The sequence below is a fragment of the Klebsiella sp. A-Nf5 genome (assembly GCF_002810545.1).
GTDB lineage: Bacteria > Pseudomonadota > Gammaproteobacteria > Enterobacterales > Enterobacteriaceae > Klebsiella > Klebsiella variicola.
Map to the genome: position 1 here is coordinate 46,007 of NZ_PIOG01000026.1, position 23,719 is coordinate 69,725.

Below are 23,719 nucleotides of genomic sequence, written 5' to 3' on the forward strand. Positions count from 1 at the left end.
CCCGGCATAACAGGCAAACGAGGTTTATATGTCCGTACTCGATCTAAACGCGCTTAATGCATTGCCGAAAGTGGAACGTATCCTGGCGCTGGCGGAGACCAATGCGAAGCTGGAGAAGCTCAGCGCCGAAGAACGCGTAGCGTGGGCGCTGGAAAATCTGCCTGGCGAGTATGCTTTGTCTTCCAGCTTTGGCATTCAGGCGGCGGTGAGTCTGCACCTGGTCAACCAGCTGCGCCCGGATATTCCGGTGATCCTCACCGATACCGGCTATCTGTTTCCGGAAACCTATCAGTTTATCGATGAGTTAACCGACAAGCTCAAGCTGAACCTGAAGGTCTATCGGGCGCAGGAGAGCGCCGCCTGGCAGGAGGCGCGCTACGGTAAGCTGTGGGAGCAGGGTGTTGAGGGCATTGAGAAATACAATGAGATCAACAAAGTGGAGCCAATGAACCGGGCGCTGAAAGAGCTTAACACCCAGACCTGGTTCGCTGGTCTGCGCCGCGAGCAGTCCGGTAGCCGGGCGACCTTACCGGTGCTGGCTATCCAGCGCGGGGTGTTCAAGGTGCTGCCGATTATCGACTGGGATAACCGGACGGTATATCAGTACCTGCAAAAGCACGGGCTGAAATACCACCCGCTGTGGGATCAGGGCTATCTGTCGGTAGGCGATACCCACACCACCCGCAAATGGGAGCCAGGCATGGCAGAAGAAGAGACCCGGTTCTTCGGGCTTAAACGCGAGTGCGGATTGCACGAGGGTTAAGCTGTTAGCGCTTTCTTCGGGTGATAATTCAAGAAGAACACGCGGGTGATACCGCGCGTTCTTTTGTGCGTATCAGCTTTTCTTCTCCACCTTCGCCAGCTCTTTCACCAGCGGCAGCATCACTTTCACTACCTCGCGGCTGCGGCGTTCTATGCGTCCCGGCAGCGCGTGGTCGAGATACTGCTGATTATCAATCTGCACGCTATGCCAGCTGGTGCCGTCCGGGAAGTCACGGGATTTCTGGCGCTGCTGATAGCCATCCTTTTTGCCGAGTGACCAGTTGGTTGCCTCTACCGACAGCACCGGGATCCCCGCGCTGTCGAAGACGCTGGCATCGTTACAGCAGGCAGTGCCTTTCGGGAATTCTGGGTTCAGTCCTGGATTGGTCGCTGCGACAATCCCTTTACTGCGGGCGATAGCCAGCGCGCGGTCGCGGGTAAGCTTGCGCACCGAGGCCGGCGTGCGGCGGCCACTGTTGAAGTAAAGCTTATCGCCCACCACCAGATTATCGAGGTTGATCACCAGCAGGGTATTTTTCTTTTCCGCCTCACTCATGCGCTGCAGCAGATTTTGCGCCCCGAGACGACCTTCCTCTTCACCGCTGGTGGCGATAAAGCGAATGCCATAGCGGGTGGGGATATTCTTTAAATGATCCGCCAGCTCCAGCATCACGCCGAGCCCCATCGCGTTGTCGTCGATTCCCTGCAGCGTCAGGCCGCCAAGGTTGTTCTCCACGTCTTTATCGCTCTGCGGCGCGTAGGTATCGAGGTGCGCCATAATAATGATTTGCTGGCGGGACTGGCCTTCATGGGCGGCGATCACCGTACTGCCGGTGGCGTTATGCCAGTTCTTACGCTGATTGTTATCGGTATAGATGTAGCGGGTATTGAAGCTGCGCACGTCGCTCTGATAACCCATCTGGGCGAACTGCTGGCGGAGGTACTCGGCTGACAACATCTCGGCTGGCGTTCCGGTCATTCGTCCCGGGAAGACGGTGGCGATATGACGGGCCTGGCTACTGGCGGTGTCGCCCAGCGCGCTGAATGCGGGGGCGGCGGCGAAAACAAAACCGGTGCCGAGCGCCAGAGGAAGCAGACGGCGGCACAACGCGGAAAACATAAGGGGTCCTTACACGAACAAGACAATTTGACGCGTATAGTATGAAACTGTGACCGCGGTTAAACAATTTCAATTGCTCTTAAATAGCGGAAAAATAGCGCGTTAAGCACTTTTTGATATTTGTATTTCCACAGCGTTATTCCTTTGTGTCACAACTCATTCCATTTCGTAATTTCATTTGCTCTTAGGCGCACCCTATAGTCGCAGTATCGCTGATTGTAAGAGAGTTGTTGCGCCGTGGATTACTTGCCCCTTTTTGCCGAACTGAAACAAAGGCCCGTGCTGGTGATCGGCGGCGGTGAGATTGCTGAACGCAAGATTAAATTCCTGCTGCGCGCCCAGGCGCAGGTGCAGGTGGTCGCCGGGACGCTCTCTCCGGCGCTGGCCGAACTGGCGGCGCGTCAGGCGCTTAGCTGGCGGGCGACGGAATTTAGCGAGTCGCTGGTGGATGATGTCTTTCTGGTGATTGCGGCCACGGAGGACGAGGCGCTTAACCAGCGGGTGTTTGCGGCGGCTAACGCGCGCTACCGGTTGGTCAACGTGGTGGATAACCAGGCGCTGTGCTCGTTTGTCTTCCCTTCTATCGTCGACCGTTCGCCGCTGCTGGTGGCGATCTCCTCCAGCGGCAAAGCGCCAGTACTGTCGCGCATTCTGCGCGAGAAAATTGAAGCGCTGCTGCCGACAAACCTCGGGCGGCTGGCGGAATCGGCGAGCTACTGGCGTAACCATCTGAAAACCCGTCTGACGACCACCGAAGCGCGTCGTCGCTTCTGGGAACGCGTCTTCACCGGCCGCTTTGCCAGCCTGATGGTGGCAGGCAATCATGCGGAGGCGGAAAAGGCGCTGCAGGATGAGCTGGATAAGCCCGAACGCGAGACGGGAGAAATTATTCTGGTGGGCGCCGGGCCGGGCGATGCCGGGCTGCTGACCCTTCGTGGTCTGCAGGCGATCCAGCAGGCGGACGTGGTTTTCCACGACCATCTGGTGACCCAGCCGGTTCTCGAGCTGGTGCGCCGCGATGCCGAGTTAATCTGTGTCGGCAAACGCGCCGGCGAGCACTCGGTGCCGCAGCATGAAACCAATCAGCTGCTGGTGGAGGCGGCGAAGGCAGGGAAAACCGTCGTGCGTCTGAAGGGCGGGGATCCGTTTATTTTTGGCCGCGGCGCAGAAGAGCTGCAGGCTGCCGCCGAAGCGGGGATCCCGTTCCAGGTGGTGCCTGGCGTCACTGCCGCCGCCGGGGCGACGGCCTACGCCGGTATTCCGCTGACCCATCGCGATTATGCGCAAAGCGCCGTCTTTGTCACCGGCCACTATAAGCCGGACAGCGCCCCCTTCGACTGGTCGCTGCTGGCGAAGAGCCAACAAACGCTGGCGATCTACATGGGCACCATGAAGGCAGCAGAAATCAGCGCTCAGCTGATCGCCCACGGTCGCGACAGCACTACGCCGGTCGCGGTGATTTCCCGCGGTACCCGCGACGATCAGCAGACGATAACCGGCACATTGCAACAACTCGAACACCTGGCGAAAGACGCCCCGATGCCCGCCCTGCTGGTGGTGGGCGAAGTGGTGCAGCTGCATCAGCAGCTCGCCTGGTTTCAACATACATCATCCGCCGAGGGGTTTAACTCTTCGGTGGTCAATCTGGCTTAAGGAACGGTTATGGACCAAAAACGACTCACTCACCTGCGGCAACTGGAGGCGGAAAGCATCCATATTATTCGTGAGGTGGCCGCCGAATTTTCTAACCCGGTGATGATGTACTCCATCGGGAAAGATTCCAGCGTAATGCTGCATCTGGCGCGCAAAGCGTTTTATCCGGGAACCTTGCCGTTCCCGCTGCTGCACGTCGATACCGGCTGGAAATTCCGTGAGATGTATGAGTTCCGTGACCATACCGCCAAAGCCTACGGCTGTGAGCTGCTGGTGCATAAAAACCCGGAAGGGGTGGCGATGGGCATCAACCCGTTCGTCCACGGCAGCGCTAAGCATACCGATATCATGAAAACGGAAGGTCTGAAGCAGGCGCTGAACAAATACGGCTTTGACGCCGCGTTCGGCGGCGCGCGTCGCGATGAAGAGAAATCCCGCGCGAAAGAGCGCATCTACTCCTTCCGCGACCGCTTCCACCGCTGGGACCCGAAAAATCAGCGTCCGGAGCTGTGGCACAACTACAACGGCCAGATTAACAAAGGCGAAAGCATCCGCGTCTTCCCGCTCTCCAACTGGACCGAGCTGGATATCTGGCAGTACATCTATCTGGAAAATATTGAAATCGTGCCGCTGTATCTGGCCGCTGAGCGCCCGGTGCTGGAGCGCGACGGTATGCTGATGATGATCGATGATGACCGTATCGATCTGCAGCCGGGCGAAGTGATTGAAAAACGGATGGTGCGTTTCCGTACCCTTGGCTGCTGGCCGCTGACCGGCGCAGTGGAGTCTGAAGCGCAGACGCTGCCGGAAATTATTGAAGAGATGCTGGTATCAACCACCAGTGAACGTCAGGGCCGCGTGATTGACCGCGACCAGGCCGGCTCGATGGAGCTGAAGAAACGTCAGGGGTATTTCTAAGGAGCCGCCATGAACACGACAATTGCCCAACAAATTGCTAATGAAGGCGGCGTAGAAGCTTACCTGCACGCGCAACAGCACAAGAGCCTGCTGCGTTTTCTGACCTGCGGCAGCGTAGATGACGGCAAAAGCACCTTAATTGGCCGTTTGCTGCACGATACGCGCCAGATCTATGAAGACCAGCTGTCGTCTCTGCACAACGACAGTAAGCGTCACGGTACCCAGGGCGAAAAGCTGGACCTGGCGCTGCTGGTGGACGGCCTGCAGGCTGAGCGCGAGCAGGGCATCACCATCGATGTCGCCTATCGCTACTTCTCGACCGAAAAACGCAAATTTATCATCGCCGACACCCCGGGGCACGAGCAGTACACGCGCAATATGGCCACCGGCGCGTCAACCTGCGACCTGGCGATCCTGCTGATCGATGCGCGTAAAGGCGTGCTCGACCAGACCCGCCGTCACAGCTTTATCTCTACGCTGCTGGGCATTAAACACCTGGTGGTGGCGGTCAACAAAATGGATCTCGTCGAGTTTAGCGAAGCGCGCTTCAACGAGATCCGTGAAGATTATCTGACCTTTGCCGAGCAGCTGCCGGGCAACCTCGATATCCGCTTTGTACCGCTGTCGGCGCTGGAAGGCGATAACGTCGCCAGCCAGAGCGCGAACATCCCGTGGTACAGCGGTCCGACCCTGCTGGAAGTCCTCGAAACCGTGGAGATCCAGCGGGTGGTCGAGAGCCAGCCGCTGCGCTTCCCGGTGCAGTATGTTAACCGTCCGAACCTCGATTTCCGCGGCTTCTCCGGCACGGTCGCCTCCGGTACGGTTACCGTTGGCCAGCGTCTGAAGGTGCTGCCGTCGGGCGTCGAATCGAGCGTGGCGCGTATCGTCACCTTCGACGGCGACCTGCAGGAAGCTGCCGCCGGCGAAGCCATTACCATTGTGCTGAAAGATGAAATCGACATCAGCCGCGGCGACCTGCTGGTTGACGCGCAAGCCTCGCTGCCGGCGGTGCAAAGCGCCAGCATCGACGTGGTGTGGATGGCCGAGCAGCCGCTGACCCCGGGGCAGAGCTACGACATTAAAATCGCCGGGAAGAAGACCCGCGCTCGCGTCGACGCTATCCGCTACCAGGTCGATATTAACAACCTGACCCAACGTGAAGTCGAGTCTCTACCGCTGAACGGCATTGGGCTGGTGGAGCTGACCTTTGACGAACCTTTAGTGCTGGATCCGTATCAGCAAAACCCGGTGACCGGCGGGCTTATCTTTATCGATCGCCTGACCAACGTCACCGTGGGCGCCGGGATGGTCAACGAGCCGCACCTGCAGGCGTCGACCTCGGCATCGCAGTACAGCGCCTTTGAGCTGGAGCTGAACCAGCTGATCCGTAAACACTTCCCGCACTGGGACGCCCGCGACCTGCTGGGAGGCAAATAATGGCCCAGCATGACGAAAACGTCGTCTGGCATGCCCATCCTGTGACCCAGCAGCAGCGGGAACAGCATCACGGCCATCGCGGCGTGGTGCTGTGGTTTACCGGCCTTTCGGGGTCGGGTAAATCCACTGTCGCCGGGGCGCTGGAGGAGGCGCTGCATGAGCGCGGCGTCAGCACCTATCTGTTGGACGGCGACAATGTGCGCCATGGCCTGTGCAGCGATCTGGGATTCAGTGATGAGGATCGTAAAGAGAACATTCGCCGCGTCGGCGAAGTGGCCAGGCTGATGGTCGATGCCGGTCTGGTGGTATTGACGGCATTTATATCACCACACCGCGCGGAACGGCAGATGGTGCGCGAGCGCCTGGGGGAGGGACGCTTCATCGAAGTGTTCGTCGATACCCCGCTGGCCATCTGCGAGGCGCGGGATCCGAAAGGATTGTACAAGAAGGCGCGGGCAGGGGAATTACGCAATTTCACCGGCATAGACTCGGTCTATGAGGCACCGGAAAAGGCGGAAATTCATCTGGATGGTGAACAATTGGTAACAAATTTGGTGCACCAACTATTAGACCTGCTGCAACAGAGCGATATTATCAGATCCTGAAACGGCAGCGGCATCGAGGGGTGCCGGTTGCCCGGTCTACAGGATTCGATATGCGCAATACCCAGAACCTCAGTATTATTCGTTCAGAACCGCCTCCGGCGATCGGCGACGAGACCACCTGGTCTCTGTCGGGCGCTGCCGTGGGCTTTATTTCATGGCTGCTGGCGCTGGGTATTCCCTTCCTTCTCTATGGCAGTAATACGCTCTTCTTCCTCCTTTACACCTGGCCGTTCTTCCTGGCGTTGATGCCGGTGGCGGTAGTGGTCGGTATTGCGCTGCACTCTCTGCTCAATGGCAAGCTGCTCTATAGCGCCAGCGCGACCATCCTGACCGTCGGGCTGATGTTTGCGCTACTCTTCCTCTGGCTGTTGGGATAACCCGTTTCTGGTATGAATCAAGCATGGGTATCGGCAGCAAAAATATGGTACAGTCCCCGCGTTACGCGGCATCGTCCGCGCGCCCTGGTAGCGTACCCGGGCGAGTTTTGGGATGATGATGCCGTTTGTCAGGGGGCAGGATGGGTAAACTAACGCTGCTATTATTAGCTTTGCTGGTCTGGCTACAGTATTCGCTGTGGTTCGGTAAAAACGGCCTGCACGACTACACGCGGGTTAACGACGACGTCACCGCCCAGCAGGCGACTAACGCCAAATTAAAAGCACGCAACGATCAGCTATTTGCCGAAATTGACGACCTCAACGGCGGGCAGGAAGCGATCGAGGAGCGCGCGCGCAATGAACTCAGTATGACCCGCCCGGGCGAAACCTTCTATCGTCTGGTACCGGATGCGTCTAAACGCAACCAGGCATCGGGGCAACAGCAGAACAATCGATAACCAGGCCCAGGATAACAACATGGCAGCCACTTTTCCGGGCGTTTGCGCCGTGGTGCCGGCAGCCGGTTTTGGCCGCCGCATGCAAACGGAATGCCCGAAACAATATCTCTCAATCGGTAACAAAACGATTCTCGAACATGCGGTCGCTGCGCTGCTGGCGGATGCGCGCGTCCAGCGCGTGGTGATTGCCGTCAGCCCCGGCGATCGGCGCTTCAGCCAGCTACCGCTGGCGCAGCACCCGCAAATTACCGTCGTGGATGGCGGCGCCGAGCGCGCCGATTCCGTGCTCGCGGGCCTGAAGGCGTTGCCGGAGGCGCAGTGGGTGCTGGTGCATGACGCCGCGCGCCCCTGCCTGCATCAGGACGACCTCAGCCGCCTGCTGGCGCTCAGCGAAACCAGCCGTGTCGGGGGGATCCTCGCGGCGCCGGTGCGCGACACCATGAAGCGCGCCGAGCCGGGCAAAACCGCTATCGCCCATACCGTCGATCGCAATGACCTGTGGCATGCGCTGACGCCGCAATTTTTCCCTCGCGAGCTGCTGGTGGATTGCCTCACCCGGGCGCTGAACGAGGGGGCGACCATCACGGATGAAGCCTCGGCGCTGGAGTACTGCGGCTTCCATCCGCAGCTGGTCGCCGGTCGCGCGGATAATATTAAAGTGACGCGCCCGGAAGACCTGGCGCTGGCTGAATTTTACCTCACCCGTTCCCGACACCAGGAGAAAGCTTAATGCGAATTGGACATGGTTTTGACGTACACGCTTTTGGCGGTGAAGGCCCAATCATTATTGGCGGGGTACGCATTCCTTATGAAAAAGGGCTGCTGGCCCACTCCGACGGCGACGTCGCGCTGCATGCGCTGACCGACGCGCTGCTGGGCGCCGCGGCGCTCGGCGATATCGGCAAACTGTTCCCCGATACCGATCCGGCGTTTAAAGGCGCCGATAGCCGCGAACTGCTGCGCGAAGCGTGGCGTCGTATTCAGGCCAAAGGCTATACGCTCGGCAACGTCGACGTCACCATTATCGCCCAGGCGCCGAAGATGCTGCCGCATATTCCGCAGATGCGCGTCTTTATCGCTGAAGATCTCGGCTGCCATATGGACGACGTCAACGTGAAAGCGACCACCACCGAGAAGCTGGGCTTCACCGGCCGTGGGGAAGGGATCGCCTGCGAAGCGGTCGCGCTGCTGCGTAAGGCCGAAAAATGATCGCCTTTGACCAACTGACCTGGCTGCACGGCAAGCCGCAGAGCAGCGGGCTGCTGAAAGCCAATCCGGAAGACTTTCTGGTGGTGGAGGATCTGGGCTTTGCGCCGGACGGCGAAGGCGAACATGTGCTGGTGCGGATCCTGAAAAACGGCTGCAATACGCGCTTTGTCGCCGACGCGCTGGCGAAATTCCTCAAGATCCACGCTCGTGAAGTGAGCTTCGCCGGGCAAAAGGATAAGCACGCCGTCACCGAGCAGTGGCTGTGCGCGCGGGTGCCCGGCAAAGAGATGCCGGACCTGAGCAAATTTCAGCTCGAGGGCTGCCAGGTACTGGAATATGCCCGCCATAAGCGTAAGCTGCGTTTAGGCGCGCTGAAAGGCAACCAGTTTACCGTGATCCTGCGTGAGATTAGCCATCGCCAGGACGTGGAGACGCGTCTGCAGGCCATCGCTGAACGGGGCGTACCGAACTATTTCGGCGCGCAGCGCTTTGGCATTGGCGGCAGTAATCTGCAGGGCGCGTTGCGCTGGGCGGAAAGCGACGCGCCGGTGCGCGATCGCAATAAGCGCAGTTTTTGGTTGTCGGCGGCCCGCAGTGCGTTGTTTAATCAGCAAGTCAGTATTAGATTAAAAAAAACGGAATTTAATCAGGTTGTTGATGGCGATGCGCTACAATTAGCGGGGCGTGGGAGCTGGTTTGTCGTCACACCGGAAGAACTCGAGGTTTCGCAGGCGCGGGTGCACAACCGCGAACTGATGATCACGGCTGCGCTGCCGGGCAGCGGCGACTGGGGAAGCCAGCGCGACGCTCTGGCCGCCGAGCAGGCCGCCATCGCCGAAGAAACTTCGCTGCAGGCGCTGTTGGTGCGGGAGAAAGTCGAGGCGGCGCGCCGGGCGATGCTTCTCTATCCGCAGCAGCTTAGCTGGAACTGGTGGGATGACGTAACCGTTGAACTGCGTTTCTGGCTGCCGGCGGGCAGCTTCGCCACCAGCGTGGTCAGGGAGCTTATCAATACAACGGGTGACTATGCGAATATTGCTGAGTAACGATGACGGGATCCATGCGCCGGGGATACAGACCCTGGCGAAGGCCTTAAGGGAGTTTGCCGAGGTCCAGGTTGTTGCACCCGATCGTAACCGCAGCGGAGCCTCGAATTCGCTGACGCTGGAATCATCCCTGCGTACGTTTACCTTTGAAAATGGCGACATCGCCGTCCAGATGGGCACCCCGACCGACTGTGTCTATCTCGGCGTGAACGCGCTGATGCGCCCACGTCCGGACATCGTTGTTTCCGGCATTAACGCGGGTCCCAACCTGGGCGATGACGTCATCTATTCCGGCACCGTGGCCGCAGCGATGGAAGGCCGTCATCTGGGGTTCCCCGCGCTGGCTGTGTCGCTGAACGGCTATCAACATTACGATACCGCCGCGGCGGTAACCTGCACCATTCTGCGCGCCTTAAGCCGCGAGCCGCTGCGTACCGGGCGGATCCTTAACATCAACGTGCCGGATCTCCCGCTTGATCAAATCAAGGGCATTCGCGTGACCCGCTGCGGCAACCGCCATCCGGCCGACCAGGTGATCCCGCAAAAAGATCCGCGCGGCAACACCCTGTACTGGATTGGCCCGCCGGGCGATAAGCGCGATGCCGGGCCGGGCACCGATTTTGCGGCAGTGGATGAAGGCTATGTTTCCGTGACGCCATTGCACGTCGATTTAACCGCCCATCAGGCGCATGAGGTAGTCAGCGATTGGCTGGAACGTGTCGGGGTTGACGGGCAATGGTAAGTAAACGTGTTGAAAGTTTGTTGAATCAACTGCGCACGCAGGGCATCGTCGATGAGCGTGTCCTCGAGGCGATCGCGCTTGTCCCGCGCGAAAAATTTGTTGATGAAGCCTTTGAACATAAAGCGTGGGAAAACACCGCGCTGCCGATTGGCCAGGGGCAGACCATCTCCCAGCCTTACATGGTGGCGCGGATGACCGAGCTGCTGACGCTGACGCCGGAGTCGCGCGTGCTGGAGATCGGCACTGGTTCCGGCTACCAGACGGCCATCCTGGCGCACCTGGTGCATCACGTTTGCTCGGTGGAGCGGATTAAGAGTTTACAGTGGCAGGCGCGTCGTCGCCTGAAACAACTTGATTTACATAATGTTTCAACCCGTCATGGCGATGGGTGGCAAGGTTGGCAGGCACGGGCGCCGTTTGATGCCATTATTGTGACGGCGGCGCCGCCGGAGATTCCAACCGCGCTGCTGGCGCAGCTGGATGACGATGGCGTGCTGGTGCTGCCGGTTGGCGAAGAGCATCAGTTTCTCAAACGGATCCGTCGCCGGGGCAACGAATTTATCATTGATACCGTCGAGGCCGTTCGCTTTGTTCCCCTGGTGAAGGGGGAGCTGGCCTGAGACCCGGATTATTCCAGGTTTTTTTTGCCTGACTTTAGGCGTAGGGTGGACACATTTTTCAGTGTCCTGGCCGGGCGCCGCCCGGTAAGCAAGATATTGGCAGTTAACATATTCCTGGGGGATAAATGAGCGCGGGAAGCACCAAATTTACCGTCAGCCGTATTGCGGCTCTTTCACTGGTTTCACTCTGGCTGGCCGGGTGTACCAACACCAATAATCCGCCAGCGCCGGTTAGCTCTGCCGGCGGTGCCGCCTCTTCCAGCACCAACTCCGGCATGCTGATTACGCCGCCATCCTCCGGCGTCAAGTCTGCTCCTCAGGCGCAGCCGATTCAGCCGGTACAGACCCAAACCATTCAGCCGCAGCCGACGCCGATGGCGCAGGAGCCGGTGCAGACGGTGAACGGTAAGATCGTTTACAACCGCAAATATGGCGATATTCCGAAAGGTAGCTATACCGGCGGCAGTACCTATACGGTAAGACGGGGAGACACGCTGTTCTATATCGCGTGGGTCACCGGCAACGATTTCCGCGACCTGGCGCAACGCAACAATGTCCCGGCCCCGTACGCGCTGAACGTGGGTCAGGTGCTGCAGGTCGGCAACGCCTCAGGCCAGCCGATCACCGGTGAAAACGCCGTTTCTCAGGCCAGCGCAAGGGCGAGCGGCGGTGCGACAGCCACCACAACTTCTGCACAAAAATCGACCGCGGTGGTTGCTTCACAACCGACTATTACGTATTCTGAATCTTCAGGTGAACAGAGTGCTACCAAGATGTTGCCTAATAATAAACCCGCGACCACGACCACAACGGTTGTCGCGCCGGTGACGGCACCAACAACGGTGAGCACAACCCAGCCGACTGCAAGCAGTACGTCAACCAGTTCGCCGATCTCATCATGGCGCTGGCCGACTGATGGCAAGGTTATCGAGAACTTTAGCGGCGCGGAAGGCGGCAATAAAGGTATCGACATTGCAGGCAGTAAGGGACAGGCTATTGTCGCGACCGCCGATGGGCGCGTCGTCTATGCCGGTAACGCACTGCGCGGCTACGGTAATCTTATTATCATCAAACACAACGATGATTACCTGAGTGCCTACGCTCATAACGATACCATGCTGGTTCGGGAGCAACAGGAAGTCAAAGCGGGGCAGAAAATCGCTACCATGGGTAGCACCGGAACCAGCTCAACAAGATTACATTTTGAAATTCGTTACAAGGGGAAATCCGTCAACCCGCTGCAGTACTTACCGCAGCGATAATTTGGCAAAGTACGGATAAGCGAAGCATCAGCTAACAGGCGCCAGGGCGGTGTCTACGCCACTCTCGCAGAGAGGGCAGGGGAAATCGTCCAGGCGTCGTTTGTTGATGTGCCGTGGAAGGTGCTTTGCTCAGGGATCACGGGTAGGAGCCACCTTTATGAGTCAGAATACGCTGAAAGTTCATGATTTAAATGAAGACGCGGAATTTGATGAGAACGGAATTGAGGTTTTCGACGAGAAGGCCTTAGTAGAAGAGGAACCCAGTGATAGCGATCTGGCTGAGGAAGAGCTACTGTCGCAAGGCGCAACACAACGCGTACTTGACGCCACTCAGCTTTATCTTGGAGAGATTGGTTATTCCCCACTGCTGACCGCGGAAGAGGAAGTCTATTTCGCGCGTCGCGCACTGCGTGGTGATGTCGCTTCACGCCGTCGCATGATTGAAAGCAACCTGCGTCTGGTGGTGAAGATTGCCCGTCGTTACAGCAATCGTGGTCTGGCGCTGCTGGATCTGATTGAAGAAGGTAACCTCGGCCTGATCCGCGCCGTTGAGAAGTTTGACCCGGAACGTGGGTTCCGTTTTTCGACCTATGCGACCTGGTGGATCCGCCAGACCATTGAACGGGCGATCATGAACCAAACCCGTACGATCCGTTTGCCGATCCATATTGTTAAAGAGCTGAACGTCTATCTGCGTACCGCGCGCGAGTTGTCCCATAAGCTGGACCACGAGCCGAGTGCGGAAGAGATTGCCGAACAGCTGGACAAACCGGTCGATGACGTCAGCCGTATGCTGCGTCTGAACGAGCGCATCACCTCCGTGGATACTCCGCTGGGTGGCGATTCAGAAAAAGCGCTGCTGGATATTCTGGCCGATGAGAAAGAGAACGGCCCGGAAGACACCACGCAGGACGATGATATGAAGCAAAGCATCGTCAAATGGCTGTTCGAACTGAACGCCAAGCAGCGTGAAGTTCTGGCGCGTCGTTTCGGTCTGCTGGGTTATGAAGCAGCCACGCTGGAAGATGTGGGCCGTGAAATTGGCCTCACCCGCGAGCGTGTGCGGCAGATCCAGGTGGAAGGTCTGCGTCGCCTGCGGGAAATTCTGCAGGGGCAGGGGCTGAATATCGAAGCGCTCTTCCGCGAATAAGATCTTTTCTCTCAAAAAGGCCCCCTCGACAGTCGGGGCCTTTTTCTTTGCGCTAGCCGAGGCGGGTTTCCTGCAGATGACGCCAGATAATTTTCCCTTCCGCTTGCTGAAAAATCGCCGTCGACCAGCGTACGTTCTCACTGCCATCCGCCAGCGTTTGGCTTTCACGGTATAGCACTGCGGCGCCGTCGTGCCACTCGCTAATGATTTTCGCCTGGTCCACCACGATGTGTAATCCCGGACGGGTTGCGCCCGCATGGTGGAAAAAACGGCTCACCGCCGGGTAGTCCATCTTCTCGCCGCCCGGAGGGATCATGGTGAATTCGGCGGCAAAACGTGTCATCAGTGCCTCAGCGCTTCCTTCCCCCTGGCTTAACCAGCGTTCGATAAGGATATGGGCGTCGAGGACTTCCTGCAGATAAGGGTTCATGACTTCTCCAGAGTGGTGTGCAGGCGATGGATAATCGCCCGATTATTCAGCCGCAGGCAAAACAGCAGCGGCAACAGGGTGATGGCGGCGGCGCTAATAAACACGATTTGCCAGGCGTAGGCCGGCGGAAATCCCCTCAGCAGCAGGGCGAGCAGCGCGCTGCCGGCAAAGAAGCTGAGCTGGCGGTTCAGATTCCACAGCGCGCTGGCGTCAGGCATCTCTTCGGCAGGCGTATGCAGGAAGGCGCTGCTTTGCGCGGTGCTGCTGCATAAGCTGCCTCCTCCGCCCATCAGCGTAAAGGCCAGAATCAACAGCGCCAGCGGGCTGTGCGCATCGATCTTCAGCAGCAGCAGGATCCCCGCCGCCTGTAGCAAGCAGCCAACCATCACCAGCGGTCGTGGCCCGAAGCGGTTGAAATATCTGCCGGTAAACGTGATGGCGGCGAACGAGGCCAGCGACCAGGGCACCATCAGGGCACCGATGGCCCCCGGCGCCATCCCGGTGACGCGTTGCAGGTAGAACATCCCGACCACGTTGACGCCAATAAACATCCCCGGTACGCAGAGGTAGATCAGCATCGCGAAGCGCAGCAGAGGATCGGCCAGCAACGACAGCGGAAGAAAGCGAGTTGGGCGAACCGGGCCGGGGCTGTCGTTCAGCCATCGCACCGCCAGCACAAAGGTTAGCAGAGCCACAGGCAGGCTGGCGAAAAAGACCCAGCGCCAGCTGAAGGCCTGGACTAACAGGCCGCCGATTGCCGGCGAGCAGGCTGGTGCCAGCAGGCCGACCAGCATCACCGCCGCCGACAGTTTCGCCCGCTCATGCGGCTGAAACAGCGGCCACGTCAATGCCTGGCCAAGGGGGATTAACAGCCCGCCGCCCATCCCCTGCAGCGTCCGCCAGAAAATCAGCTCGCCGAGACTGCTGGCAAGCCCTGCCGCCAGCGCGCCGAGGCTGAACAGCCCCAGCGAGAGTAAAAACAGTCGTTTCGCCCCCCAGCGCTGACTAAGCCAGGCACTGAACGGTACGACGACCGTCAGACCGAGAATATAAGCATTGCTGACCCACGCCAGCTGAGAGACGGAAACCGTCAGCGCGCGGCTGATGGCCGGGAAGGCGATGCTGGCGATAAACATATTGATTAAATCGAGAAAAAAGCCGAACAGAAAAACGGTGGCAACGCGGTGGCGATAGGTCATGGTTCACTCCCTCAGACAGGCGGCTACTGTAAACCCGGTTCTGCGGGGGATAAATGGGGTGAATCGGGATATACTGTCTGAATATTTTTGACAATCATCCGGACGACAATGCTTAATCTTCAGCGTGTGACCATGTTTATCGCCGTGGTGGATGCCGGCAGCTTCACCCTGGCCGCTGCGGCGCTGGGGCAGACCAAGGCGGTGGTCAGTTTTAACGTACGGCAGCTGGAAAATGAACTGGGGGTGACCCTGCTGCTGCGCTCAACGCGTCGTCTGCGCCTCACCGACGCCGGGGCGCTGTTCTATCAGCGCGGGGTGGCGCTGCTGAAAGCGGCGGAAAATCTGCAGGATGAGGTGCGGGCCAGCCATACCGGCTTAAGTGGAGAGCTGCGGATCACCACCACGCCGGAGTATGGCGCGCAGGTCATCATTCCGGCGCTGGCCGCGTTTGCCCGTCGTCACCCGGCGCTGCGGGTGCGCCACGTTTCGTCCTCCCATCATGCGGACCTCATTTCAGAACGATTTGATGTGGCGATACGCCTCGGTACGCTGGCCGATTCCCGCTACCGGGCGACGCGGATAGCCAGTTTCGCGATCCTGCCCGTCGCCTCTCCGGCCTGGCTGGCAAGCCATCCGGTGCAGACGCTGTCCGATCTGGCGCAAGCCGACTGGATTATTCATGAGCGTCTGTCGGCGCCGCTGCGCTGGCAGCTGCGAACGGATCAACAGACAGAGGTGGATTTCGCCATTGCCAGCGCGCCGCGCTTTTCAGCCGACAGCGCTACGGCGCTGATGAGCTTTGCTCTGGCCGGGTGCGGCATCGCCTTGCTGCCGGCATGGCTGGTAGCCAAAAAAGTGGCGCAGCGGGAGCTGGTGCCGCTCCTGCCGGAATACCATTTCCCACAGCAAGGCGTGTATGCCCTTTATCCCGATGCGCAGCATATGCCGACCCGGGTGCGGGCGTTTATCGATTTCCTGCGTGAGAAGGTCGTTTAATTGACCGCTCAGGGCGCCATCATTTTGCGCACCAGCCGGGAGAACTGTTCGCGTTCGTCATCGCTCAGGCGGCCGAGAAACTCGTCATCGATCTCATTGCCCTGCGGAATCGAACGATTAAGCAACGCCTCGCCTTGTTCGGTCAGATAGACAAAACGGCGGCGTTTATCGGCGGGATCGTGCTCACGGCGCACCAGGCCGCGCGCCTCCATCCGGCTGAGCATCTCCGCCAGCGTGGCCTTGGTACTGACCGCCGCTTCAATCAGCACGACCTGCTCGATACCCGGCTGCTCCGCTACCGAGCGCATCACCGCGTACTGAGGTTTAGTCAGATCCGGTAACGCTTGCTGCCAGCGGGCGGTATGTTGTTGAAAAAGCTGGCGCAGCAGGTGAAATGCTTCGTTTCGTAACTCCATGAATACTCCGTAACAAAACTGTCACCTCTATGATAGCCGTTCGTACGCCATTTTATACCCTTTCTGCGTTTTTGATTAAAAATGCGCACGTATACGAACGATCTTGTCATCGCCGTCCGGAGAGGATAATTTAAATATAAAGTTCGTGTACGAACAATTTGAGTGAGGTCTGGAATGAAACTGATTATTGGGATGACGGGGGCCACCGGGGCTCCGCTTGGGGTGGCATTGCTGCAGGCGCTACGTGATATGCCGGAGGTGGAAACCCACCTGGTGATGTCGAAATGGGCCAAAACCACCATCGAGCTGGAAACGCCCTGGACAGCGCGCGAAGTGGCCGCGTTGGCGGACTTTTCCCACAGCCCGGCTGACCAGGCCGCCACCATTTCATCCGGTTCATTTCGTACCGACGGCATGATCGTTATTCCCTGCAGTATGAAAACGCTGGCAGGCATTCGCGCGGGTTATGCCGAAGGGCTGGTGGGCCGCGCGGCGGACGTGGTGCTCAAAGAGGGGCGCAAGCTGGTGCTAGTCCCGCGGGAAATGCCGCTGAGCACGATCCATCTGGAGAACATGCTGGCGCTGTCGCGCATGGGCGTGGCGATGGTGCCGCCGATGCCGGCTTACTACAACCACCCGGAGACGGTTGACGATATCACCAATCATATCGTCACCCGGGTGCTGGATCAGTTTGGCCTCGACTATCACAAAGCGCGCCGCTGGAGCGGCTTACGCACGGCAGAACAATTTGCACAGGAGATCGAATAATGGCTTTTGATGATTTGCGCAGCTTTTTGCAGGCGCTGGATGACCAGGGACAACTGCTAAAAATCAGTGAAGAGGTAAACGCCGAGCCCGATCTGGCGGCGGCCGCCAATGCGACCGGACGCATCGGCGACGGCGCCCCGGCACTGTGGTTCGATAATATTCGTGGCTTTACTGACGCCCGCGTGACGATGAACACCATCGGTTCGTGGCAGAACCATGCCATCTCGCTGGGCCTGCCGCCTAACACGCCGGTGAAAAAGCAGATTGATGAATTCATTCGCCGCTGGGATAAATTCCCGGTGACGCCAGAGCGCCGCGCCAACCCGGCGTGGGCGGAAAACACCGTTGATGGCGACGATATCAACCTGTTCGATATTCTGCCGCTGTTCCGCCTCAACGATGGTGACGGCGGTTTCTACCTCGACAAAGCCTGTGTCGTATCACGCGACCCGCGTGATCCTGACAACTTCGGTAAGCAAAACGTCGGTATCTACCGCATGGAAGTGAAAGGCAAGCGCAAGCTCGGCCTGCAGCCGGTGCCGATGCATGATATCGCGCTGCATCTGCATAAAGCGGAAGAGCGTGGGGAAGATCTGCCGATTGCCATCACCCTCGGTAACGACCCGATTATTACCCTGATGGGCGCCACGCCGCTGAAATACGATCAGTCGGAATATGAAATGGCTGGCGCGCTGCGCGAGAGCCCGTATCCCATCGCTACCGCGCCGCTGACCGGCTTTGATGTACCCTGGGGGTCGGAAGTGATCCTCGAAGGGGTCATTGAAGGGCGTAAGCGTGAGATCGAGGGGCCGTTCGGTGAGTTTACCGGTCACTACTCCGGTGGTCGTAACATGACGGTAGTGCGTATCGACAAAGTCTCGTATCGCAGCAAACCGATTTTTGAATCGCTCTATCTCGGTATGCCGTGGACCGAAATTGACTATCTGATGGGGCCGGCGACCTGTGTGCCGCTGTATCAGCAGCTGAAGGCCGAGTTTCCGGAAGTGCAGGCGGTCAACGCCATGTACACCCATGGTCTGCTGGCGATCATCTCCACCAAAAAACGCTATGGCGGTTTTGCCCGCGCGGTGGGCCTGCGGGCGATGACTACTCCGCACGGCCTCGGCTATGTGAAGATGGTGATCATGGTTGATGAAGATGTTGACCCGTTCAACCTGCCGCAGGTGATGTGGGCGCTCTCCTCGAAGGTTAACCCGGCGGGTGACCTGGTGCAGTTGCCGAACATGTCGGTCCTTGAACTTGACCCAGGCTCCAGCCCGGCGGGCATCACCGACAAACTGATTATCGACGCCACCACCCCGGTTGCGCCGGACCTTCGCGGCCACTACAGCCAGCCGGTGCAGGATCTGCCGGAAACCAAAGCCTGGGCTGAAAAACTGACCGCTATGCTGGCCAACCGTAAATAAGGAGAAAAAGATGATTTGTCCACGTTGCGCCGATGAAAAGATTGAAGTGATGGCGACGTCGCCGGTGAAAGGGGTCTGGACCGTGTATCAGTGCCAGCACTGTCTTTATACCTGGCGAAATACCGAGCCGCTGCGCCGCACCAGTCGCGAACACTATCCGGAAGCGTTCCGGATGACGCAGAAAGATATTGATGAGGCGCCGCAGGTACCACACGTACCGCCGTTATTGCCGGAAGATAAGCGTTAATAAAACGGGCCCGCTAAGTCGGGCCTTTTTTATATTTAGTACAATTATGGAAGCTATTTTTTCATTAAATTAAAAAATTACGTGAGGGGTTAATATGCTGGGATGACTTTGCGAGCCTGCTTCCAGATTATTATAAAATCCGTCTGATTAATTCCTTGCAGATAAATTTCACGCCCTGACGAGTATAGAATAGCGGCGGGTGCTTGAGGCTGTCTGGCCTTGAGCATTACCAGGACCCCAGACAGACGAAAGCCCCAGGAGATATTTCTATCAACTGAGGCTAGCGAATGAACATCGACAATTCAGATGTTAGTCTCTTCTTTGCAGGGAGGCAAGATATGCTGACAAAATATGCCCTTGTGGCAATCATCGTACTCTGTATTACGGTACTGGGATTTACGCTGTTGGTGCACAGCTCACTATGCGAGCTGAGTATTAAAGAGCGTAATATTGAGTTTAAAGCTGTTCTCGCTTACGAATCGAAGAAGTAGCATCCACGCGGGGGCAACCCCGCGTATGGGTTGTCAGGACGCATCCTCTAGCACCCATTTTTAGTTTGTTAAAACGGCAGCGCTGAGCGGCGCTGCCGTTTTTCACCTTAATGGGTGGCTAAACCAGGCTTTTCAGACGGTAGATCCACTCCAGCGCCTGACGCGGGGTCAGGGAGTCGGGATCAAGATTCTCCAGTGCTTCAACCGCAGGCGAGGTCTCTTCCGGGGCGGCGAGCAGCGACATCTGCGTGCCGTCGACCTGGGTCGCCGCCGCGTTGGGCGAGATGCTCTCCAGCTCGCGCAGTTTCTGCCGCGCGCGCTTGATCACCTCTTTCGGCACCCCGGCCAGCGCGGCGACCGCCAGGCCATAGCTCTTGCTGGCCGCGCCGTCCTGCACGCTGTGCATAAAGGCGATGGTATCGCCGTGCTCCAGCGCGTCGAGGTGGACGTTGGCGACGCCTTCCATTTTCTCCGGCAGCTGAGTGAGCTCGAAGTAGTGGGTGGCGAACAGCGTCAGCGCCTTGATTTTGTTGGCCAGATTTTCCGCACAGGCCCACGCCAGCGATAGCCCGTCGTAGGTGGACGTGCCGCGGCCAATCTCATCCATCAGCACCAGGCTGTGTTCGGTGGCGTTGTGCAGAATATTGGCGGTTTCCGTCATCTCCACCATAAAGGTCGAGCGGCCGCTGGCCAGGTCATCCGCCGCGCCGACGCGGGTAAAGATGCGATCGATGGGTCCGATCTCCACCTTCTGCGCCGGGACGTAGCTGCCGATATAGGCCAGCAGCGCAATCAGCGCGGTCTGGCGCATATAGGTACTTTTACCGCCCATGTTCGGCCCGGTGATGATCAGCATCCGCCGCTGCGGCGCTAGCTGCAGCGGGTTGGCGATAAACGGCTCTTTCAGCACCTGCTCGACCACCGGATGGCGGCCTTCGCTGATGCGAATACCTGGCTTATCGCTAAAGGTCGGGCAGCAGTAGTTCAGGGTTTCCGCGCGCTCCGCCAGGTTGACCAGCACGTCCAGCTCGGCCAGCGCGCTGGCGCTGGTTTGCAGGTCGGCGAGATGCGGCAGCAGCAGGTCGAACAGTTCGTCATAAAGCTGTTTTTCCAGTGCCAGCGCTTTGCCCTTGGAGGTCAGCACCTTATCTTCGTATTCCTTCAGCTCAGGAATAATGTAGCGTTCGGCGTTCTTCAGCGTCTGGCGGCGCACGTAGTGGATCGGCGCGAGGTGGCTCTGGCCGCGGCTGATCTGGATGTAGTAGCCGTGGACGGCGTTGTAGCCGACTTTCAGGGTATCGAGGCCCAGCCGCTCGCGCTCGCGGATCTCCAGTTTATCGAGATAATCGGTGGCGCCATCGGCCAGCGCACGCCACTCGTCCAGCTCTTCGCTATAGCCCGGGGCGATGACTCCGCCGTCACGGACCAGCACCGGCGGCGCGTCAATCACCGCGCGCTCCAGCAGTTCGCGCAGTTCGGTGAACTCGCCCATTTTCTCGCGCAATTTTTGCACCGGCTGACGGTCAACGTCGGCCAGCAGCTCACGCAGCAGCGGCAACTGCTGCAGGGCATGACGCATGCGGGCTAAATCGCGTGGACGGGCGGTACGCAGCGCCAGACGCGCCAGAATACGTTCCAGATCGCCGACCTGGCGCAGCACCGGCTGCAGCTCGGTATAGCGCTCCTGTAGCGCGCCGATGGTCTGCTGGCGCTCCACCAGCACGGCGGTATCGCGGACCGGCATATGCAGCCAGCGCTTGAGCATCCGGCTGCCCATCGGCGTCACCGTACAGTCGAGTACCGAGGCCAGGGTGTTGTCGGTGCCGCCGGCCAGATTCTGGGTGATCTCGAGGTTACGGCGGGTGGCGGCATCCATAATGATGCTGTCCTGCTGGCGTTCCATGGTGATGGAACGGATGTGCGGCAGCGAGGTGCGCTGAGTGTCTTTGACATACTGCAGCAGGCAGCCGGCGGCGCACAGGCCGCGTGGGGCGTTTTCCACGCCGAAGCCGACCAGATCGCGGGTGCCGAACTGCAGGTTAAGCTGCTGGCGCGCGGTGTCGATTTCAAATTCCCACAGCGGGCGACGGCGCAGACCGCGGCGGCCCTCGATCAGCGACGATTCGGCAAAATCTTCCGCATACAGCAGTTCCGCCGGATTAGTACGCTGCAGCTCTGCCGCCATGGTTTCACGGTCGGCCGGTTCACTCAGGCGAAAGCGCCCGGAGCTGATATCCAGCGTCGCGTAGCCAAAGCCTTTGCTGTCCTGCCAGATAGCGGCCAGCAGGTTGTCCTGGCGCTCCTGCAGCAGCGCTTCATCGCTGATGGTGCCCGGCGTAACGATACGCACCACTTTACGCTCGACCGGTCCCTTGGTGGTGGCCGGGTCGCCAATCTGCTCGCAAATGGCCACCGACTCGCCCTGATTGACCAGTTTGGCGAGGTAGTTCTCCACGGCGTGGTGGGGGATGCCGGCCATCGGAATAGGTTCGCCCGCGGAGGCACCGCGCTTGGTCAGCGAGATATCGAGCAGCTGTGACGCGCGTTTCGCATCGTCATAAAACAGCTCGTAAAAATCCCCCATCCGGTAAAACAGTAGAATGTCAGGATGTTGCGCCTTCAGCTTGAGATACTGCTGCATCATGGGCGTGTGGGCGTCGAGATTGTCAATTGTGCTCATGGGGTGTTATCCAGATCCCTGATTTGAAATGGCTGCGATTTTGTAGTTGTCGTCGTTATCACATGGATGAGACATAATAACGGAGATGGGCAGGTGAGGGAAACCGACGAAAGCACGCGGCGCGATCCGGATTCCAGTTGCAGAGGGGGCGGGGTACCGTCACAGTAATTGAACCGCCGCCACGCGATCGTCTTCATACATTACGTTCGCCGTCGATGTTGTTCTGCCTTCTGGCCGTAGACCTCGTTACGACAACGGCTTGTGGTTGCTAGTCGTAAAGCCATTTACCTGCTTTTGCTGATTCGGCAAACATTTTGATAGTTAAAGGTTTACGCGTTTTTTCTACATCTTCTAGTTTTACTTTAAACCACCGAGTTAGCATTGGAGTATTCTCCCAAGGGAAATAACACGACCATTTAACACTGGAAAGATCAACATTAAATTTTTGTTCAAATTTATTTAAAGCGTCATGCAGATCGTCGCCGGGAGCATCAAATAAGTCATAATCAAGTTCCAATGGGATTTCTTTCCAATTTTTATCTAAACGGGTTGAGATCTCATCTTTAAACAAGTCTAAAACCTGATCTTGAATGCTTTTCATTAAAAGGATGTCCATTGTATACGGTCTTTGGGGCGAGCTATTAGGTTGTATTTTTCCTGAGTTTTTCTTGAAACTTGATAAATTGAGTTTACAAGTCCTATCCAACCTAACCACGGAACATAACGGGCGATAACAGCAGCAAGACTATTCGTTTTTCTCATTCTTACACCAACGGGTGTAGGAACCCTAATACCAAATGGAGTTTTTGCATTTCTCAGAAGCATCCTTCCATATTTAGAAACAACACTTGTTCCTTTTATTGCCTCTCCTGGCTTTGTTCTGGTTTTTAGCCAAGGTTGCCCGGCGAGGATAGCGGCACCAGATTCAATACCAATGCCAAGTTCGTCACAAAATTGTTCAAGAAAAATGACATCAAAAAGTTCACCAGCCGAAAGATTGGATTGTCCGTGATAGAAATAGGTTCCATTTAGTTCTTCTGTCGTATCCATTTGCTCATCTATTATGCTGTTTGTCTTTCATTCCAGGCATCGGTGAAAATTATATTTCCGTCACAATGTTTCCAGGTGATCTTCTCATATCTAAGTTCGACAGATTCAAGATGGTTGTTGTTCTTGTCTTCTGGGGAAGCCATTGTAGGAGATATTGATACGATTCGGACGCCTTCAAGTAGCATATTGAAGTATTCCACTTCTTGACCAGCATCGCTGATTTTATACCATTTGATTTCAGCAGATTTCAGGTTCTGACCAGTAGCTACTGCTTTGTAGAGGTATGGACTGGAATAGTCGAATTCTTTAACGATGATCATTGGTGAGTGCTGACGAGTGCCGGTAGGCTTGCCAGTGGCATTATCAGTGGGAATGGAGAGATTGTGATGAAACCCTTTAAATTCGATGCTGAACTCCCTGTCTGCAACATCACAACCACCTTTGATTAGTGCCCCACCGTCGTCGTATATCCACATATTACCTGGAATAGCCATGCTTCTTCTTCCCTCTATTATCATTAGTAAGAAAACAGTGTATCGAGTTGATTAAGCGCAGTAAATAATCAATGTGTCGTTTTTGGATTAATACGGGAAATATCTTCTCTGTAATGACGGTTTATATTTAAAAATAGCTGTCGTAAATATTTCATTGGGTTA

At 57.6% G+C, this 23,719-nt stretch carries 27 protein-coding genes; 19 read left to right on the top strand and 8 right to left on the bottom strand.

Translation table 11 applies throughout. The features are described from left to right. Nucleotides 1-28: 28 nt before the first annotated feature. Nucleotides 29-763 carry a phosphoadenosine phosphosulfate reductase gene (cysH, locus tag CWM53_RS01655; RefSeq protein WP_008806238.1) on the top strand — a complete coding sequence of 245 codons (735 nt, stop codon included), beginning with the start codon at nucleotides 29-31 and terminating at the stop codon, nucleotides 761-763. A 72-nt stretch (nucleotides 764-835) separates the two neighbouring features. On the opposite strand, the gene CWM53_RS01660 is transcribed toward cysH, so the two are convergent. After that, nucleotides 836-1,882 carry an aminopeptidase gene (locus CWM53_RS01660; RefSeq protein WP_100730282.1) on the bottom strand — a complete coding sequence of 349 codons (1,047 nt, stop codon included), beginning with the start codon at nucleotides 1,880-1,882 and terminating at the stop codon, nucleotides 836-838. Between the two features lie 246 nt (nucleotides 1,883-2,128). On the opposite strand from CWM53_RS01660, the gene cysG reads away from it, so the two are divergent. The 13 genes from cysG (at nucleotide 2,129) to rpoS (ending at nucleotide 13,359) form a co-directional block, all read left to right on the top strand. Then, the gene (gene cysG / locus CWM53_RS01665) at nucleotides 2,129-3,535 is read left to right on the top strand and encodes a siroheme synthase CysG (RefSeq protein WP_165785004.1); all 1,407 of its coding nucleotides are present in this window, start codon (nucleotides 2,129-2,131) and stop codon (nucleotides 3,533-3,535) included. 9 nt (nucleotides 3,536-3,544) lie between these two features. Beyond that, complete coding sequence (cysD, locus tag CWM53_RS01670; protein ID WP_061153518.1) at nucleotides 3,545-4,453, top strand: sulfate adenylyltransferase subunit CysD; 909 nt, start codon at nucleotides 3,545-3,547, stop codon at nucleotides 4,451-4,453. Nucleotides 4,454-4,462: 9 nt separating this feature from the next. Next, complete coding sequence (gene cysN, locus CWM53_RS01675; RefSeq protein WP_100730280.1) at nucleotides 4,463-5,890, top strand: sulfate adenylyltransferase subunit CysN; 1,428 nt, start codon at nucleotides 4,463-4,465, stop codon at nucleotides 5,888-5,890. After that, nucleotides 5,890-6,495, top strand: a complete 606-nt coding sequence (cysC, locus tag CWM53_RS01680; protein WP_002915158.1) for an adenylyl-sulfate kinase — start codon at nucleotides 5,890-5,892, stop codon at nucleotides 6,493-6,495. The genes cysN and cysC overlap by 1 nt, the downstream gene beginning before the upstream one ends. Nucleotides 6,496-6,545: 50 nt before the next feature. Next, complete coding sequence (locus tag CWM53_RS01685; RefSeq protein WP_008806224.1) at nucleotides 6,546-6,872, top strand: DUF3561 family protein; 327 nt, start codon at nucleotides 6,546-6,548, stop codon at nucleotides 6,870-6,872. A 140-nt stretch (nucleotides 6,873-7,012) separates the two neighbouring features. After that, nucleotides 7,013-7,330 (top strand): cell division protein FtsB, encoded by a 318-nt coding sequence (gene ftsB, locus CWM53_RS01690; protein ID WP_002915156.1) that lies wholly within the window; start codon nucleotides 7,013-7,015, stop codon nucleotides 7,328-7,330. 19 nt (nucleotides 7,331-7,349) lie between these two features. Beyond that, the gene (gene ispD, locus CWM53_RS01695) at nucleotides 7,350-8,060 is read left to right on the top strand and encodes a 2-C-methyl-D-erythritol 4-phosphate cytidylyltransferase (RefSeq protein ID WP_074387742.1); all 711 of its coding nucleotides are present in this window, start codon (nucleotides 7,350-7,352) and stop codon (nucleotides 8,058-8,060) included. Next, the gene (ispF, locus tag CWM53_RS01700) at nucleotides 8,060-8,539 is read left to right on the top strand and encodes a 2-C-methyl-D-erythritol 2,4-cyclodiphosphate synthase (protein ID WP_008806222.1); all 480 of its coding nucleotides are present in this window, start codon (nucleotides 8,060-8,062) and stop codon (nucleotides 8,537-8,539) included. Before ispD ends, ispF begins: the two co-directional genes overlap by 1 nt. Then, entirely contained in the window at nucleotides 8,536-9,585 is a 1,050-nt protein-coding gene (gene truD / locus CWM53_RS01705; RefSeq protein WP_012540736.1) for a tRNA pseudouridine(13) synthase TruD, read from the top strand. Before ispF ends, truD begins: the two co-directional genes overlap by 4 nt. Further along, nucleotides 9,566-10,327, top strand: coding sequence for a 5'/3'-nucleotidase SurE (gene surE, locus CWM53_RS01710; protein WP_012540737.1), 762 nt, complete (start codon nucleotides 9,566-9,568; stop codon nucleotides 10,325-10,327). The genes truD and surE overlap by 20 nt, the downstream gene beginning before the upstream one ends. After that, on the top strand, nucleotides 10,321-10,947 hold the full coding sequence (locus CWM53_RS01715) for a protein-L-isoaspartate(D-aspartate) O-methyltransferase (protein WP_002915108.1): 627 nt from the start codon (nucleotides 10,321-10,323) through the stop codon (nucleotides 10,945-10,947). The genes surE and CWM53_RS01715 overlap by 7 nt, the downstream gene beginning before the upstream one ends. Before the next feature lie 125 nt (nucleotides 10,948-11,072). Continuing rightward, complete coding sequence (gene nlpD / locus CWM53_RS01720) at nucleotides 11,073-12,209, top strand: murein hydrolase activator NlpD (protein WP_100730279.1); 1,137 nt, start codon at nucleotides 11,073-11,075, stop codon at nucleotides 12,207-12,209. Nucleotides 12,210-12,366: 157 nt separating this feature from the next. Further along, entirely contained in the window at nucleotides 12,367-13,359 is a 993-nt protein-coding gene (gene rpoS, locus CWM53_RS01725; RefSeq protein ID WP_002915106.1) for an RNA polymerase sigma factor RpoS, read from the top strand. Nucleotides 13,360-13,411: 52 nt separating this feature from the next. On the opposite strand, the gene CWM53_RS01730 is transcribed toward rpoS, so the two are convergent. Together CWM53_RS01730 and CWM53_RS01735 are read right to left on the bottom strand one after the other, a co-directional pair. Further along, entirely contained in the window at nucleotides 13,412-13,789 is a 378-nt protein-coding gene (locus tag CWM53_RS01730) for a DUF4440 domain-containing protein (protein WP_074387745.1), read from the bottom strand. Further along, complete coding sequence (locus CWM53_RS01735; protein ID WP_100730278.1) at nucleotides 13,786-14,988, bottom strand: MFS transporter; 1,203 nt, start codon at nucleotides 14,986-14,988, stop codon at nucleotides 13,786-13,788. Before CWM53_RS01735 ends, CWM53_RS01730 begins: the two co-directional genes overlap by 4 nt. A 108-nt stretch (nucleotides 14,989-15,096) precedes the next feature. Here CWM53_RS01735 and CWM53_RS01740 point away from each other — a divergent pair, with 108 nt between their 5' ends. Next, a complete protein-coding gene (locus CWM53_RS01740) occupies nucleotides 15,097-15,984 on the top strand; it encodes a LysR family transcriptional regulator (RefSeq protein ID WP_074387747.1) in 888 nt (295 codons plus the stop codon). Between the two features lie 8 nt (nucleotides 15,985-15,992). Here CWM53_RS01740 and CWM53_RS01745 read toward each other — a convergent pair whose 3' ends face one another. Further along, the gene (locus tag CWM53_RS01745; protein ID WP_061153525.1) at nucleotides 15,993-16,400 is read right to left on the bottom strand and encodes a MarR family winged helix-turn-helix transcriptional regulator; all 408 of its coding nucleotides are present in this window, start codon (nucleotides 16,398-16,400) and stop codon (nucleotides 15,993-15,995) included. A gap of 174 nt (nucleotides 16,401-16,574) precedes the next feature. On the opposite strand from CWM53_RS01745, the gene CWM53_RS01750 reads away from it, so the two are divergent. The 4 genes from CWM53_RS01750 to CWM53_RS01770 all read left to right on the top strand — a co-directional run bounded on the left by CWM53_RS01750 (nucleotide 16,575) and on the right by CWM53_RS01770 (nucleotide 19,333). Beyond that, nucleotides 16,575-17,168 (top strand): non-oxidative hydroxyarylic acid decarboxylases subunit B, encoded by a 594-nt coding sequence (locus CWM53_RS01750; protein ID WP_074387748.1) that lies wholly within the window; start codon nucleotides 16,575-16,577, stop codon nucleotides 17,166-17,168. After that, entirely contained in the window at nucleotides 17,168-18,595 is a 1,428-nt protein-coding gene (locus CWM53_RS01755; protein ID WP_100730277.1) for a non-oxidative hydroxyarylic acid decarboxylases subunit C, read from the top strand. The genes CWM53_RS01750 and CWM53_RS01755 overlap by 1 nt, the downstream gene beginning before the upstream one ends. 10 nt (nucleotides 18,596-18,605) lie before the next feature. After that, nucleotides 18,606-18,842, top strand: coding sequence for a non-oxidative hydroxyarylic acid decarboxylases subunit D (locus tag CWM53_RS01760; protein WP_061153527.1), 237 nt, complete (start codon nucleotides 18,606-18,608; stop codon nucleotides 18,840-18,842). Between the two features lie 338 nt (nucleotides 18,843-19,180). Continuing rightward, a complete protein-coding gene (locus tag CWM53_RS01770; protein ID WP_002915097.1) occupies nucleotides 19,181-19,333 on the top strand; it encodes a Hok/Gef family protein in 153 nt (50 codons plus the stop codon). A 118-nt stretch (nucleotides 19,334-19,451) separates the two neighbouring features. On the opposite strand, the gene mutS is transcribed toward CWM53_RS01770, so the two are convergent. The 4 genes from mutS to CWM53_RS01790 all read right to left on the bottom strand — a co-directional run bounded on the left by mutS (nucleotide 19,452) and on the right by CWM53_RS01790 (nucleotide 23,557). Then, nucleotides 19,452-22,013, bottom strand: a complete 2,562-nt coding sequence (gene mutS, locus CWM53_RS01775) for a DNA mismatch repair protein MutS (protein WP_012967342.1) — start codon at nucleotides 22,011-22,013, stop codon at nucleotides 19,452-19,454. Nucleotides 22,014-22,281: 268 nt separating this feature from the next. Further along, nucleotides 22,282-22,629, bottom strand: a complete 348-nt coding sequence (locus CWM53_RS01780) for a DUF1493 family protein (protein ID WP_100730276.1) — start codon at nucleotides 22,627-22,629, stop codon at nucleotides 22,282-22,284. Then, nucleotides 22,614-23,063: an STM2901 family protein gene (locus CWM53_RS01785; RefSeq protein WP_004188736.1), complete on the bottom strand. Its 450-nt coding sequence runs from the start codon at nucleotides 23,061-23,063 to the stop codon at nucleotides 22,614-22,616. Before CWM53_RS01785 ends, CWM53_RS01780 begins: the two co-directional genes overlap by 16 nt. An 11-nt stretch (nucleotides 23,064-23,074) precedes the next feature. Next, nucleotides 23,075-23,557, bottom strand: a complete 483-nt coding sequence (locus CWM53_RS01790) for an Hcp family type VI secretion system effector (RefSeq protein WP_002915094.1) — start codon at nucleotides 23,555-23,557, stop codon at nucleotides 23,075-23,077. Nucleotides 23,558-23,719 lie beyond the last annotated feature (162 nt).